This is a genomic window from Polynucleobacter sp. TUM22923, from assembly GCF_030295705.1.
GTDB lineage: Bacteria > Pseudomonadota > Gammaproteobacteria > Burkholderiales > Burkholderiaceae > Polynucleobacter.
This window is the reverse complement of the sequence record NZ_AP027274.1, coordinates 154592-169422: the sequence shown is the minus strand read 5'-3', so window position 1 is coordinate 169422 and position 14831 is coordinate 154592. Positions and strand designations below refer to the sequence as shown.

Genomic DNA, 14831 nt, shown 5'->3' with positions numbered 1-14831 from the left:
CAAGAGCCGCCTAATCTGGCAGCTCTTATGTACTAATATGCAATCTAAGCTAATGCGCCGCAACAGCTCTTGTATTTTTTACCGCTACCACAAGGGCAAGGATCATTTCTACCAATCTTTGGTCCAGTTCGAGCAGGAGCAGGAGTCACAGCAATCGCTGCACCACGATCCCCCGTTGATCCAGCAATTTCATTATCGGCGTTGGCATGTTGGTATTGAACGTCAGAAAGCCTAGCAAGGTCTTCATTCATTGACTCGGCAGCCTCATCTAATTCGCTTGCACTACGGATCTGCACGGTCATGATGCTTTTGACAACATCATTCTTAATCACATTCAGCAATTCGCCATACAACTCAAATGCCTCGCGACGATACTCTTGCTTTGGATCTTTTTGGGCGTAGCCGCGCAAATGAATACCCTGACGCAAATGGTCCAAGGCGGCTAAATGTTCACGCCAATGGGTATCCAAACTATAGAGCAAAACAGAGCGTTCAAAACCAGCAAAAGAGGCTCGACCAGAAAGTTCTACTTTGGCGTCATACACTTCGTTTGCGGTCTGTAACACCCTATCAACAATCTGAGCATCATCAACCGATGCAGAATTCTCAACCCAATTCTTCAGATCAAGAGTGAGACCCCAATCGCTCGCCAGTACTTTCTCAAGCTCTACTAAATCCCACTGCTCTTCCATCGACTCCAGCGGAACATACAAGCCACAAATACTCCGCAACACATCTTCACGTAGGTTAGCAATTAAATCACCGGCATCACTACTCTCCAACACTTCATTTCGTAAGCGATATGTTTCCTTACGCTGATCATTCGCCACATCGTCGTATTCCAACAACTGCTTACGAATATCAAAGTTGCGACCCTCTACCTTGCGTTGTGCAGACTCAATAGAGCGAGTCACCATACCAGCTTCAATAGGCTCGCCATCTGGCATTTTGAGACGATCCATCACAGCCCGCAAACGTTCTCCAGCAAAAATACGGAGAAGGGAATCATCCAAGGAAAGGTAGAAACGGGAAGATCCAGGATCACCCTGACGTCCAGAACGGCCACGCAATTGGTTGTCAATACGACGACTTTCGTGGCGCTCTGTACCAATGATGTGTAAGCCGCCAGCACTCAATACTTGATCATGCAAACTTTGCCACTCATCTTGTAAGGCCTTAATCTTGCTTGATTTTTCAGCCTCTGAAAACTGATCATCCGCTTCAATTAAAGAAGATTGTTTGCCTACATTGCCGCCCAACACAATATCGGTTCCACGACCAGCCATATTGGTGGCAATAGTGATCATCTTAGGCCGGCCAGCCTGAGCAATAATCTCGGCTTCACGTGCATGTTGCTTGGCATTCAAGACCTGATGCGGCAACTGGCTCTTGTCCAAAATACCCGCAATTAATTCAGAGTTTTCAATTGAAGTGGTTCCAACCAATACTGGCTGTCCCCGCTTATAGCAATCTTCGATATCTCTAATGACTGCGTCGTAACGCTCACGAGACGTTTTATAAATTTGGTCTTGACGATCTTTTCTTTGGCTGATGCGATTGGGCGGCATCACCACTGTTTCAAGACTATAGATCTCCTTGAATTCATAAGCCTCAGTATCTGCAGTACCGGTCATTCCCGCCAACTTGCCATACATACGGAAATAATTCTGGAACGTAATCGTTGCTAGTGTCTGATTCTCATTCTGAATCGGTACACCTTCCTTAGCTTCTACCGCCTGATGTAAGCCGTCCGACCAGCGGCGCCCCTGCATTAATCGTCCAGTAAATTCATCGACGATGATGACTTCATTGTTCTGAACAACGTACTGTTGATCTCGGTGATACAAGGTATGCGCACGAAGCGCTGCATACACATGGTGCATCAGAGTAATATTTTGTGGGGCATATAAAGAATTGCCATCATTTAACGCGCCTAGCTCGACTAAAGCCGTTTCTGCCTTGTCGTGCCCTTGCTCTGTTAAATAGACTTGTTGTGTTTTTTCATCTACCCAATAATCGCCAGGTTTTTTAACTCCAGTACCATCTGCTTTTTCTTCACCAATTTGCAATTCTAAATATGCTGGTAAAGCATTAATCTTTAAGTAGAGGTCCGTATGATCTTCTGCCTGACCGGAGATGATTAATGGAGTACGTGCCTCATCAATCAGAATAGAGTCTACTTCGTCAACAATGGCATAAGCTAAGCCGCGCTGCACGCGCTGGCCGAGATCCTGGACCATATTGTCGCGTAAGTAGTCAAAACCAAACTCATTATTGGTTCCGTAAGTAATGTCAGCAGCGTAAGCCTCATGCTTAGTGGTGTGATCCATTTGTGACAGATTCACGCCGACCTTCATCCCTAAAAAGTTATAGAGAGTTGCCATCCACTCAGCATCACGCTGAGCCAAGTAATCGTTCACGGTTACAACGTGCACACCATTGCCACTTAATGCATTGAGATAAACAGGAAGTGTTGCGGTGAGCGTTTTGCCCTCTCCTGTACCCATTTCAGCAATCTTGCCCTGATGCAGTGCTAGACCACCCATAATCTGCGAGTCAAAGTGGCGCATCTTCATTACTCGGGAGCTGGCTTCACGCACGACAGCAAAAGCTTCCGGAGTGATGCTATCGAGCGATTCGCCGGATGCTAGACGAGATTTAAACTCAGCAGTTTTAGCTTGAAGTGCAGCATCATCCAAAGCTTGCAGGCTAGGCTCGAAAGCACTAACTTTGGCAACCACCTTGCGATACTGTTTTAATAAGCGGTCGTTTCGACTGCCGACCAGGGTTTTTAGAAGACCGATTACCATGGGATATTGAAGTAAATTAAGACCTTGAGTTTATCACCCGTACCCTCTTTTACCCATGAACTTTGCACCTAAGCCCCCTCGCAAGAAAGCAGCCCATGAATGGCTCGACTATCTTCGTCATTCTGAGGGTCTTGGGGGAATTTTAGCCAAGACAGAGGATTTAGTTCGGCTCAAAGTGGCCCTAAAGTCTGCTTTGACTACGCTGGATTTAGACCACCTAAGCCCAAAAATTGAGCCAGGCTGGAGATCAGGAGGTCAAAATGAGCTCTTTTTATTAGTCAGTGGAGCTAGCATTGCTACTCGCCTTCAGCAGATTTTACCTAGCTTAATCAATGAGTTATCCAAAAATGGGGTCATTTGCTCAGCCATTAAAGTTCGCACAAAACCTGCACCAGCAAGCTGGGAGATTAAGCCCCAAACCGCTCGCAAGACCACTGAACGTGCAAAAGGATTTAACCCTGTGGCAAGAGCTTCTTGGGAGTCATTGCTAGAGAAGTTAGCCCCGGATTCAGAATTGCGCAAGGCGGTCGAACGACTGCTTCAGAGTAAACCGAAGTAATTTGGGAGCCTAAGGAGTTAGAAAAAGAGGGGCTGGCTTTCTTTTGAATAGGCTTTTGGTGCCTTATTTTCAGAAAAACTATCAATCTCATAAGAACTTGGGTCTTCTAAAAGCTTTCGCAGTAAAGCATTATTCAAAGCATGGCCTGACTTTTCTGCAATATAAGATCCAACAATCGGGTGACCCACTAAATAAAGATCCCCAATCGCATCCAAAATCTTATGTCTTACGAACTCATCTTCATAACGCAATTCTTCGTTATTCAGGATGCGATGCTCATCTAACACAATGGCGTTGTCTAAACTGCCGCCCCTTGCCAAACCCATTTCCCGCAATGCTTCGACCTCATGTGCGAACCCAAAGGTGCGTGCACGTCCGATTTCACTACGGTAGGCATGCTCAGCAAAATCAACAATAAAGCGTTGTCCCGTCTTATCCACGGCGGGATGCTTGAAGTCAATTGTGAAATCCAATTTAAAACCAAAGAATGGCTCTAAGCGAGCAAGCTTATCGCCCTCTCTTACTTCAATTGGTTTTTTAATAACGACAAATTGTCTGGCCGCATTCTGCTCTTCAATGCCAGCAGATTCTATCAAGAACAAAAATGAAGCAGCGCTACCGTCCATGATGGGCACTTCTTCACCATCTAACTCAATGATGAGATTGTCAAGGCCCAGTCCTGCACAGGCTGAGAGTAAATGCTCGACAGTAGAAACGCGCACACCCTCATTTTGAATAACAGACGCAAGGCGCGTATCACATACAGCTAGCGCAGTGGCTGGCACGACTGACTGCGCTGGAGTATCTACCCGAACAAATAAAATTCCTGAGTTAATAGGGGCCGGCTTAATCGACAAGGTAACCTTGCGACCCGAATGCAAACCAATACCGACAGTTTTGATCGGGGCAGCAATTGTGCGTTGTTTCATCATGCTTTATTTACTCAGGAATAATTACTTACAGTTGTTTTAATACTGAAGCGGCGTCGCTTACCTCGAACTTACCTGGTGCCTCGAGATCTAGCGTTTTCACCACACCATCTTGAACAATCATAGCGTAGCGTTGTGAGCGAACACCTAAGCCACGGGCAATCAGGTCAAACTCCATACCTAATTTTTTAGTGAACTCCGCACTACCATCACCTAGCATACGCACTTTATTGCCCACCTTCAAATCGCGGCCCCAAGCACCCATAACAAAAGGATCATTTACTGACACACACCAAATCTCGTCCACACCCTTAGCTTTGAGTGCGTCAAAATGCTCAATAAATCCAGGAACATGTTTTGCGGAGCAAGTAGGCGTAAATGCACCAGGCAACGCAAAGATCACCACTGTTTTACCAGCAGTCAATTTTTCAACTTCGAACGCATTAGGTCCGATGGAGCAACCTTCAGTCGCCTCATCTAAAAATTCGTACAAAGTAGCATTAGGTAACTTCTGTCCAACTGCAATCATAAAATCTCCATTAAATAGTCGTCATAAATCTGCCAACGCTAGCGCGGGATTCGTCGTCCGGAGGGGCGCCGCGCTGGCATTTTGTAACTTACCATTACATCAAGCAATAGTTTAATCTGCTTGTTTTCGTAAAAAGGCTGGTATTTCATAATAATCAGCGCCTTTATCCAGCATAGTTCTTGCCTGAGGTGAGCTATCAGCACCCAATGTAGGTGCAGGTGTAGCCTCTCGTGAACTACGGAACACACGTGGCAAATCATATTGACTGTAATCAACCCCACTGGCTGCAGGCTGCACTGGCATTGAAGATGCATTACTTGCACCTACCACGGCCATTCCAGCATTAGTACCTAACGCTGAGTCGATACTGACCCTCGTCATTGCTGCAGATGCACTTGATGGGGCAAAGCTATTTAAATCAGCCATGGTTGGCATAGCATCATGAGTTCCTGTTGCTTGTCTCCAAACCACTTCTGGTTGATGATGTTGCCGTGCTTGGGGATTATTTAAGCCAGTAGCTACTACCGTTACCCTTAATGCATCACCTAAGCTCCCGTCATACACGGTACCGAAAATAACGGTTGCATCATCAGCAGCATAACCACGAATCGCAGCCATCACCTCACGTGTTTCAGACAGTTTTAATGAGCGGCTAGCAGTAATATTTACTAACACGCCACGCGCTCCAGAAAGATCAACACCCTCTAGCAATGGAGATGCAACTGCCGCTTCTGCAGCCAAGCGCGCACGATCCATACCGGAAACTGTTGCTGTACCCATCATGGCTTTACCCTGCTCGCCCATGACTGTCTTTACGTCTTCAAAGTCGACGTTAATTAAGCCTTGTACATTGATGATCTCTGCAATACCAGAAACCGCGTTATGCAACACATCATCAGCGCAAGCAAATGCTTTATCAAACTCAGCATCCTCACCCATCACTTCGAAGAGTTTTTCATTGAGAACCACAATCAAAGAATCAACATAAGACTCCAGCTCAGCCGCACCGTTTTCTGCAACCTTTAGGCGCTTAACACCCTCGAAATCAAATGGCTTACTAATGACGCCCACCGTCAAAATGCCCATCTCTTTCGCGACTTGTGCAACGATTGGTGCTGCACCAGTACCAGTTCCACCACCCATACCCGCAGTAATGAACACCATATGCGCACCCTGTAATGTATCTGCAATGCGCGCTCTTGCTTCTTCAGCAGAGGCTGCACCGATTTCAGGCTTTGCGCCGGCGCCGAGACCGCTAGAACCTAGTTGCAAATTCACAGAGGCCTCAGAACGCTGTAATGCGCCGGCATCGGTGTTCATGCAAATAAACTCTACGCCGTTCACACCACGACGAATCATATGCTGAACAGCATTGCCGCCAGCGCCACCGACTCCAACCACTTTGATAATGGTTTTTCCGGCCATTTCTTGATCTAACATTTCAAATTCCATATACCCTCCAAGGTAAATAAGGTACTACATTGACGACGAAGTAAAAAACAAAAACTTAAAAATTTCCTGCGAACCATTCCTTCATGCGCGAGATCACACTTTGTAACGCGCCCGATTGAGATACTCTGCGGCCGCGTAATAATTGCGCCTGACCTTCCATTAATAAACCGATGCTAGTAGCAAATCGTGGGCTACGTAACACCTCATGTAAGTGACCGCGATACTCTGGCGTACCAATACGGGCAGGTCTTAAGAAGACTTGTTCAGCTAATTCAACCATGCCCGGCATTAAAGTACTGCCGCCAGTAAGCACGATTCCTGAAGACACCATATCTTCGTAACCAGAATCACGCACTACGCCGCGCACTAAGGTAAATAATTCTTCAACGCGTGGCTCTATTACTGCTGCTAAAGCTTGCTTGGACATGGGGCGCGGCTCGCGATCACCCACACCCGGCACATCAATCATGGTTGCTGGATCAGCCATATCTTGGCGGGCAATGCCATATTGAATTTTTAAATCTTCGGCATCAATTGTAGGAGTGCGCAATGCCATCGCAATATCGTTCGTAATTTGATCGCCTGCGATTGGAATCACGGCGGTATGACGGATAGATCCTTGGCAATAAATTGCGATATCGGTAGTGCCTCCACCGATATCGATCAATACCACACCAAGCTCTTTTTCATCGTCGGTAAGCACTGCCAAACTAGAGGCTAACGGTTGAAGAATTAAGTCATTGACCTCTAAGCCGCATCGTCTTACACATTTCACAATATTCTGGGCTGCACTCACTGCGCCAGTAACAATGTGTACCTTAACTTCAAGCCTCAGTCCACTCATACCAATTGGCTCACGGACATCTTCTTGTCCATCAATAATAAATTCTTGAACCAGAATATGAAGAATCTGTTGGTCGGTGGGAATATTGATTGCCTTAGCAGTTTCTAAAACACGCTCAATGTCACCTGCCCCTACTTCTTTATCTCGAATAGCCACCATGCCGCTAGAGTTAAAGCTCACAATATGATTTCCGGCAATGCCAGTAAATACCTGAGCAATTTGACGGTCAGCCATCACCTCAGCTTCTTCAAGCGCCTTCTGAATAGACTGTACTGTCGCCTCAATATTGACGACAACCCCTTTTTTCAAACCTTTAGAGGCGGTTTGTCCAACGCCAACTACATTAAATTGACCATCAGGGGCTAATTCAGCAACCAAAGCAACTACTTTTGAAGTGCCAATATCTAACCCTACTAATAAATCGCGATTGTCTTTACTCATGATGATTTTCTATTCCGATTTTTCATTGCTTTTGCTCTGTCTTTTTAATGCCTGCTTCATTATTTTTCATGCCTGTAGATGCAAGATGTACAGTAAAACCATTCGCATATCGCAAATCAATGGCATCAATCCGATTGGCCCATTTTTCCTGCACTTGGGGCCAATATTTAAATAAGCGAGCTACCCTATCCTCAGTCAACGTTTTGTCTGAATTTTCTTCATCACGACCAAACTCCACTCTCATGCCATTGGAAAGCTTGACATGCCAAGCGTAACGCTCAGATAAGGTCAAACTTTTGACTTCCGCATTCCAAGGTTTAAACCAGGCATTAGCTTTTTCATAAAGGCGCTTCACCTCTTTACTAGAGTCCTCTGGTCCTGAAACATCAATCAACTGAATGTTGTCACTTACATCTGACACACGCCCTGAAAAAAGTTCCCCATGGGTATTCATCAGCGTATGGCTATCTGCTCCACTCCAAATGCCAAACGGTTTTTGCTCCTCAATAGTGATCGCCAAACCATTGGGCCAAACTCTACGAACATTGGCGTGACGTACCCAAGGCATCGTCTCAAATCCGCGCTTAACATCCTCTAGTCTCACGCTAAAAAAGTTTCCTTGTACTGTGTCTAAAACCTGCTGCCTAACAACGGGTTTATTGATATGCATCAGTGTCTGTCCAACAGCAGGTTCAATGACCACTTGCTTTAAAACAAAAACTGGTCGCTGACTGAGCCAAACTAAAACCCCAATAAGTAATATCGCTACAAAGCAAAGCACTAAAAACCGACTCAGTTTTTGCATCCGATGCGGATAATCCCAAAGCGGGGAAGCTAGTAAAGAGAAAATTTCACCAGAACCGCTGATGAAGGAGCTCACTCGACTCATAGTTGCTTTACCTTCACAGCACTCAGTGTCTGACTCAGAATCCATAGCACTAATTCAGCATAGTCAATCCCAGCAGCTTTTGCAGCCATTGGTACCAAAGAATGAGAGGTCATTCCTGGAGAGGTATTCATCTCGAGCAAATAAGGTCGGCCTGTTTTTTGATCTAACATGACATCTGCACGACCCCAGGTGTTACAACCCAATGCGCGATACGCAGCTAGTGATAAATTTTGAACAGCAAGATTGATTTCTGGAGATAAGCCAGTCGGACATAAATACTGCGTCTCATCAGAAAAATATTTGTTATGAAAATCATAGTTTGCTTGCGGCGGAATAATTTTGATAACGGGCAATGCCTCGGCAGTTTCGCCAAAACCCACTAAAGGACATGTGAGCTCATCTCCAATAATGCATGTCTCTGCAATGACTTTCATATCCATAGCGCTGGCAAGCGCATAAGCCGCAGGCAACTGTTCTATGGATTGCACTTTAGTTAGCCCTAAGGAAGATCCTTCATGTGCTGGTTTCACGATTAACGGCAAACCTAAATGCTGAACTACTGCATCCCAATCACTATCTACTGTCAACTCCTCGAACTCGGGAGTGGAAAGACCATTACTTAACCAAATTTGCTTAGTGGCAATCTTATCGATTGCTAAAGCCGAGGCCAATACACCACTGCCGGTATAAGGCAGATCCAACAGCTCCAGTAACCCTTGAATGGTTCCATCCTCACCAAAACGTCCATGTAGCGCAATAAAGATACGATCGAATTTTTCACTCGCTAGTTCTGTTGCGCAGCGCAGGCCAGGATCGAAAGCGTGAGCATCAACCCCCTTTGACCTCAACGCCTCAAGAACACCACCTCCGGACATCAGGGAAATCTCACGCTCTCCAGAGCGTCCACCAAGCAAAACACCAACTCGCCCAAGTGACTCGATATTCAGATTCGCTAAGTCTTTCTTAACGCGCTCAGCCCAAGAAAGTATCTGACTATTCTGATTAGCCATGCTTTACCTCCGCTAAGGTGTGAGGTAATCCTGAAATTGAACCAGCGCCCATCGTAATTAAGACATCGCCATCTCGAAGTACAGCGCTTAATTTTTGAGGCATTTCAGCAACCGTTGATGCAAACTCCACAGCTGAGATATCGATGACGCCACTACCGTCCTGGTCTGTTGCAAGCACTGCCTTTATAAGGCTTTCACTATCTGCACCATGAATCTTTGCTTCACCGGCCGGATAAACCTCTGTTAGAACTAAGGCATCGAAGTTTTTCAGAACCTGCACGAACTCACCAAAGCAATCACGCGTTCGCGTAAATCGATGTGGCTGGAATGCCAACACCAATCTTTGGTCTGGATAAGCACCGCGAGCAGCAGCTAAAGTAGCGGCCATCTCTACCGGATGATGTCCATAGTCATCAATCAAAGTAAAGCTGCCGCCACTAGCCAATGGAATCGCACCATGCTTTTGAAATCGGCGGCCAACGCCACTAAATTGAGATAGCGCCTGAACAATGGCTTCATCGCTTACACCCAACTCTGTTGCAATGCCAATTGCAGCCAAAGCATTTTGTACATTATGTAAGCCAGGTAGGTTCAATTGAATTTGCAAAGGTCCTGGCTTGTTACCATGTCGACGCACAGTCCTACGATCTACCGTGAAATGCATTCGAGTGCCTTCAGCACGAACGTTACTGGCACGAATATCAGCATCTTCTGACAGGCCATAGCGTAATACTGGCTGCGATACAAAAGGAATGATGTCTCTAACATTTTCATCATCAATACAGAGGACCGCTACACCATAGAAAGGCATCTGCTGAGTAAATTGTACAAAGGCTTGCTTTAGCCTAGCCATGTCGTGCTGATAAGTATCCATATGATCAGCATCGATATTAGTAATGACCTCCATTGCTGGAAATAGCTGTAAGAATGAAGCATCTGATTCATCAGCCTCAACTACAATAAATTCGCCTTGACCTAAGCGCGCATTAGCACCCGCAGAATTTAATTTTCCACCAATCACAAATGTCGGGTCTAGACCACCCTCAGCCAATACTGATGCAACTAAACTAGTAGTAGTTGTTTTTCCATGAGTACCTGCAATTGCAATACCCTGCTTTAAGCGCATTAGCTCGCCCAACATGACTGCACGCTGAATGACCGGCACTTTTGCCGAACGCGCGGCTAAAACTTCAGGATTATTGCCAGTAACCGCCGTAGAAATAACAACCGCCTCTGCGGTACCAATATTTTTAGGATCGTGTCCTATATGAATAGTGGCCCCTAACTCTCTAAGTCGTTTAGTGACAGCACCCTCAGCTAAATCCGAGCCAGAGACCTGATAGCCCAAATTGAGTAGAACCTCAGCAATGCCGCTCATGCCTGCACCACCAATACCAACAAAGTGAATCTGCTGAACGATATGCTTCATATTCTGACTCCTGCACAGTCTGCACAAACTTCAGCTACCCGCTGAGTTGCATATGGTTTTGATAATGCATACGCACGCTCGGCCATGATCTGCAAATCTTGGCGGCTGTAATTTTGAATAAGCAATGCAAGATTTTCTGGAGTGAGGCCATGCTGAGGAATGAGTACTGCTGCATCTGCATTTGATAAAAATTGAGCATTTGCAGTTTGATGATCATCAATTGCATATGGGAAAGGAATTAAGCAGGAGGCAACGCCACAAGCAGCAATTTCTGAAACAGTCATTGCGCCCGACCGACAAATAACTAAATCTGCCTGGGCATATGCTGCTGGCATATCCTCGATAAACGGACGAATATCAGCATCGACTCCTAGCGCTTGATATCGCTGCTGCAAGTCAGTTAAGTGCTTATCGCCAGCCTGATGGATGATGCTTGGCCGTGAAGCCTTATCTATCATCGCCAGAGCCGCAGGAATAACTACATTTAAGGCGGCGGCACCTAAACTACCACCCACTATCAAAATAGATAAGTTCCCAGTACGCTGTTCATAACGCTTTGTAGGTGATTCTAAAGAATCAAATTCTGCACGAATAGGATTGCCTACCCACTCAGCATCCTTCATCACCCCTGGGAAACCCGTTAAGGTCCGCATGGCAATTTTAGATAAAGCTAAATTAGCGCTACCCGCTACTGAATTTGCTTCATGCAACACTAGTGGTCTATTGAGCAATTTACTCATCAAGCCACCAGGAAAGCTAATGTAGCCACCCATACCTAAAACCACATTAGGTCTTAAGCGACGTAAAATTTTCCAACTCTGAATACTCGCTCTAATGAGGTTCATGGGTAGCATCAATTTAGCTTTAATACCTTTTCCACGAAGCCCCCCAAAATCAACTGCCTCGAATGGAAAATCACATGCTTTTACCAATCGATATTCCATTCCGCTTTGATTGCCAAGCCAAGAAACCTTCCAGCCACATATACGTAGGTACTCTGCAACTGCAAGCCCAGGGAAAATATGTCCGCCAGTTCCACCAGCCATCACTAGAATTGAAGGTTGCGTCATAGCTTACCTCCACGCATCAAGATACGATTTTCGTAATCAATTCTGAGCAGCATCGCCATAGCAACAGCATTCATCAAAATGCCAGAGCCACCATAACTTACTAGTGGCAGTGTTAGTCCTTTAGTCGGCAGTAAACCTAAGTTAACGCCCATATTAATGAATGCCTGCCAACCAATCCAAATCGCTACACCTTTGGCAGCAAGCCCAGCAAAGCTTCGATCTAATTGCAAAGCAGTCCGGCCAATTAAAAAAGCGCGACGCACGATCCAGTAAAACAAGAAGATCATTACTACAACGCCTACAAATCCGAGTTCTTCACCAATCACAGCCATGATGAAGTCTGTATGGGCTTCTGGTAAGTAGTGCAACTTTTCAACACTGCCACCTAAACCCAAACCAAACCACTCACCACGGCCAAATGCCATCAATGAATGGGTTAACTGATATCCTTTATTAGCTGCGTTATCCACCTGCCATGGGTCCATGAAAGCCAGCATCCGACCTCGACGAAATGGCGACAGCGCAATCATGATGGCACCACTCAGCAATCCAACCAATACAAGACCACCGAACAATTTTGCGTTAATACCACCCAAAAATAAAACACCAAACGCAATTAAAGCCACCACAACAAACGCGCCCATGTCTGGTTCATCCATGAGTAATCCACCCACTAAAGCAACGGCGACGCCCATTGGTAGCATCCCCTTAACAAATGAATGTAAATGCTCTTGGCGCTGTACGGTATAGCTCGCAGCAAAAATCACAGCGGCAAACTTCATCAGTTCCGATGGCTGAAAGTTCATTAGCCCTAATGGAATCCACCGCTTAGCTCCGTTCACGCCTTTACCAACACCTGGAATTAACACTGCGATCAAAAGTAGCACTGTAAAACCAAAAATAATAGGAGAGTAGCGATCCCATACTTTGGTCGGAATCTTAAAAACCCAGATAGCAACACCAATCGCAATCGTAAGAGAAATTACATGGCGAATTAAAAAGAAATTACTACTGTAATTTGCATACTTAGGTCCATCGGCCAAAGTAATCGAGGCAGAATAGACCATCACTAAACCAATAAGCATGAGCGATAGAACAGCCCATACTAATAACTGGTCATAATCCATCATCTTGGAACGAGTTTGCTCCACACCCGATACAGCATCTCTTAAGCCACTTCGAAAATGATCAATTCCACCCCTAGAGAAATTCCAGAAGCGCCCCAAACCTAATCGGTTCTCAGGAAAGAATTTTTTTCTCAAATTCAAGCGTGCACTCCCTCGAATTGCATGCCCAACTCTTCAACTTCCGCGATAAATACTTCGGCACGTGCAATGTAATCACTGAACTGATCAAAACTAGCGCAGGATGGAGACAATAAAACAATATCCCCAGACTGCGCTTTTTTAGCAACTTCTTGCACTGCATTTTGCAAAGTTTGACTCATAACGCAGGGGACGACCCCATCTAAAACCGCGGCAATTGTAGGGGCATCTTTACCAATCAAAAAGGCACCCTTTACAAATCTTAAGGCTGGCTCACGCAAAGGACTGAAATCCTGACCTTTTCCATCACCGCCTGCAATTAACCAAATACGCTTGCCAGATTCATTTGCACTAAATCCATTGAGTGCAGCAACAGTAGCACCTACATTTGTACCTTTACTATCATTGACGTACTCAACGTTAGCAACGATAGCTATGCTTTGTACTCGATGTGGCTCACCGTGATAATCCCGCAGACCATGTAACAGGACATTCATGGGCAATCCTGCAGCCCTTGCTAAAGCCAGTGCAGCCAGAGCATTAAGGGCATTATGACGACCACGAATACGTAGTGCATCTGCTGGAATTAATCGTTTTAGACGCAGTGGCTCCTCATCTACCACCACTGTCTTACGGCGACGCTTTGGTTGAAGCTCTAAATCCTCATCAATCTCAGCCCATACCAACCAGTCAATACCACCCGCTCGCAAGTCATGCTCAATACCAAAGCCACCCTGCTCATCAGGTCGATTTGAACCAAAAGTAACTATTGATTTGCTGGCCCTTTGCTCTTGAGACAGTAGGCTCAATACCAAGGAGTCATCGCGATTTAAAATGCAGATAGTGTCTGAGCCAAAAATATTGGCTTTAGCACTAGCGTATGCCTGCATATCACCATGCCAATCTAAATGGTCTTGCGTAATATTTAATACAGCCGCTGCAGTTGCGTTAAAGGTGCTCGTATATATCAGTTGAAAACTCGATAACTCTAAAACCCAAATTTCAGGTAAGTCGCTAATCTGATCTGACTCATCTAAACAGGCCATAAGTTTATTTAAAGCAGCAGGACTAATGTTTCCCGCTACGGCTACCTTCTTCCCAGCGCGTTCACATAGTTGGCCCGTTAATGCTGTTGTGGTGGTTTTACCATTGGTTCCAGTAATAGCTAACACGGCTGGTTTATATACTGACTGATCTACCTGAGCCATCCGATCTAGTGCGGCAATCGCTCTAGCAAAGAATTCCATCTCACCCCAGATATCCACATCCAACTCGTGTGCTTTTGCTAAAAATGACTGAATAGGCTCATGCAGCGGAGATAGTCCTGGACTAATTCCAATAACGTCAACGTGCTGAAGAAGTAGAACATCAAGGGATCCGAGAAAAACATCCTTTAGCCCAGAAGATTCCAAGTCGCTCAACCAGGCTTTTTGTTGCTCACTCAGATTTACACGTTCACGAGTATCGGCAAGGCTTAGCTTAGCCCCATTTCGTAGGCACCACTTAGCCATCGCATAGCCAGATTCGCCTAATCCAAGGATTAAGAAATGTTCGGGACCTTGGTATTCCGCATCCTTTAAGAGCATTGGATTTGCGAAAGGGTT

12 protein-coding genes are annotated in these 14831 nt (G+C 45.6%); 1 reads left to right on the top strand and 11 read right to left on the bottom strand.

Features of this window, described 5'->3' with window-relative positions:
- Positions 1 to 44: 44 nt before the first annotated feature.
- The gene (gene secA, locus QUD86_RS00920; protein WP_286297369.1) at positions 45 to 2810 is read right to left on the bottom strand and encodes a preprotein translocase subunit SecA; all 2766 of its coding nucleotides are present in this window, start codon (positions 2808 to 2810) and stop codon (positions 45 to 47) included.
- A gap of 55 nt (positions 2811 to 2865) precedes the next feature.
- Between secA and QUD86_RS00915 the strand changes: the two genes are divergently transcribed.
- Positions 2866 to 3369, top strand: a complete 504-nt coding sequence (locus QUD86_RS00915; protein ID WP_286297367.1) for a hypothetical protein — start codon at positions 2866 to 2868, stop codon at positions 3367 to 3369.
- 17 nt (positions 3370 to 3386) lie between these two features.
- On the opposite strand, the gene lpxC is transcribed toward QUD86_RS00915, so the two are convergent.
- From lpxC to murD, 10 genes are all read right to left on the bottom strand, one after another.
- The gene (gene lpxC / locus QUD86_RS00910) at positions 3387 to 4301 is read right to left on the bottom strand and encodes a UDP-3-O-acyl-N-acetylglucosamine deacetylase (RefSeq protein ID WP_286297365.1); all 915 of its coding nucleotides are present in this window, start codon (positions 4299 to 4301) and stop codon (positions 3387 to 3389) included.
- A gap of 25 nt (positions 4302 to 4326) precedes the next feature.
- Positions 4327 to 4827, bottom strand: coding sequence for a peroxiredoxin (locus QUD86_RS00905; protein ID WP_100379381.1), 501 nt, complete (start codon positions 4825 to 4827; stop codon positions 4327 to 4329).
- Between the two features lie 111 nt (positions 4828 to 4938).
- Positions 4939 to 6279, bottom strand: coding sequence for a cell division protein FtsZ (gene ftsZ / locus QUD86_RS00900; protein WP_286297362.1), 1341 nt, complete (start codon positions 6277 to 6279; stop codon positions 4939 to 4941).
- Between the two features lie 55 nt (positions 6280 to 6334).
- Positions 6335 to 7564, bottom strand: a complete 1230-nt coding sequence (gene ftsA, locus QUD86_RS00895; RefSeq protein WP_286297360.1) for a cell division protein FtsA — start codon at positions 7562 to 7564, stop codon at positions 6335 to 6337.
- Between the two features lie 22 nt (positions 7565 to 7586).
- On the bottom strand, positions 7587 to 8453 hold the full coding sequence (locus tag QUD86_RS00890; protein ID WP_286297357.1) for a cell division protein FtsQ/DivIB: 867 nt from the start codon (positions 8451 to 8453) through the stop codon (positions 7587 to 7589).
- Positions 8450 to 9463 (bottom strand): D-alanine--D-alanine ligase, encoded by a 1014-nt coding sequence (locus QUD86_RS00885; RefSeq protein WP_286297352.1) that lies wholly within the window; start codon positions 9461 to 9463, stop codon positions 8450 to 8452. Before QUD86_RS00885 ends, QUD86_RS00890 begins: the two co-directional genes overlap by 4 nt.
- Complete coding sequence (gene murC / locus QUD86_RS00880) at positions 9456 to 10892, bottom strand: UDP-N-acetylmuramate--L-alanine ligase (protein ID WP_286297351.1); 1437 nt, start codon at positions 10890 to 10892, stop codon at positions 9456 to 9458. The genes QUD86_RS00885 and murC overlap by 8 nt, the downstream gene beginning before the upstream one ends.
- Positions 10889 to 11962: an undecaprenyldiphospho-muramoylpentapeptide beta-N-acetylglucosaminyltransferase gene (gene murG, locus QUD86_RS00875; protein WP_286297349.1), complete on the bottom strand. Its 1074-nt coding sequence runs from the start codon at positions 11960 to 11962 to the stop codon at positions 10889 to 10891. The genes murC and murG overlap by 4 nt, the downstream gene beginning before the upstream one ends.
- Entirely contained in the window at positions 11959 to 13188 is a 1230-nt protein-coding gene (ftsW, locus tag QUD86_RS00870) for a putative lipid II flippase FtsW (RefSeq protein WP_286298565.1), read from the bottom strand. Before ftsW ends, murG begins: the two co-directional genes overlap by 4 nt.
- Before the next feature lie 38 nt (positions 13189 to 13226).
- A complete protein-coding gene (murD, locus tag QUD86_RS00865) occupies positions 13227 to 14813 on the bottom strand; it encodes a UDP-N-acetylmuramoyl-L-alanine--D-glutamate ligase (RefSeq protein ID WP_286298564.1) in 1587 nt (528 codons plus the stop codon).
- Positions 14814 to 14831: the final 18 nt, after the last annotated feature.

What these genes read in the sequence shown, in the direction of transcription:
- secA (WP_286297369.1), bottom strand. Translation starts at nt 2,810, where the DNA reads ATGGTAATCGGTCTTCTAAAAACCCTGGTCGGCAGTCGAAACGACCGC.
- QUD86_RS00915 (WP_286297367.1), top strand. Translation starts at nt 2,866, where the DNA reads ATGAACTTTGCACCTAAGCCCCCTCGCAAGAAAGCAGCCCATGAATGG.
- lpxC (WP_286297365.1), bottom strand. Translation starts at nt 4,301, where the DNA reads ATGATGAAACAACGCACAATTGCTGCCCCGATCAAAACTGTCGGTATT.
- QUD86_RS00905 (WP_100379381.1), bottom strand. Translation starts at nt 4,827, where the DNA reads ATGATTGCAGTTGGACAGAAGTTACCTAATGCTACTTTGTACGAATTT.
- ftsZ (WP_286297362.1), bottom strand. Translation starts at nt 6,279, where the DNA reads ATGGAATTTGAAATGTTAGATCAAGAAATGGCCGGAAAAACCATTATC.
- ftsA (WP_286297360.1), bottom strand. Translation starts at nt 7,564, where the DNA reads ATGAGTAAAGACAATCGCGATTTATTAGTAGGGTTAGATATTGGCACT.
- QUD86_RS00890 (WP_286297357.1), bottom strand. Translation starts at nt 8,453, where the DNA reads ATGAGTCGAGTGAGCTCCTTCATCAGCGGTTCTGGTGAAATTTTCTCT.
- QUD86_RS00885 (WP_286297352.1), bottom strand. Translation starts at nt 9,463, where the DNA reads ATGGCTAATCAGAATAGTCAGATACTTTCTTGGGCTGAGCGCGTTAAG.
- murC (WP_286297351.1), bottom strand. Translation starts at nt 10,892, where the DNA reads ATGAAGCATATCGTTCAGCAGATTCACTTTGTTGGTATTGGTGGTGCA.
- murG (WP_286297349.1), bottom strand. Translation starts at nt 11,962, where the DNA reads ATGACGCAACCTTCAATTCTAGTGATGGCTGGTGGAACTGGCGGACAT.
- murD (WP_286298564.1), bottom strand. Translation starts at nt 14,813, where the DNA reads ATGCTCTTAAAGGATGCGGAATACCAAGGTCCCGAACATTTCTTAATC.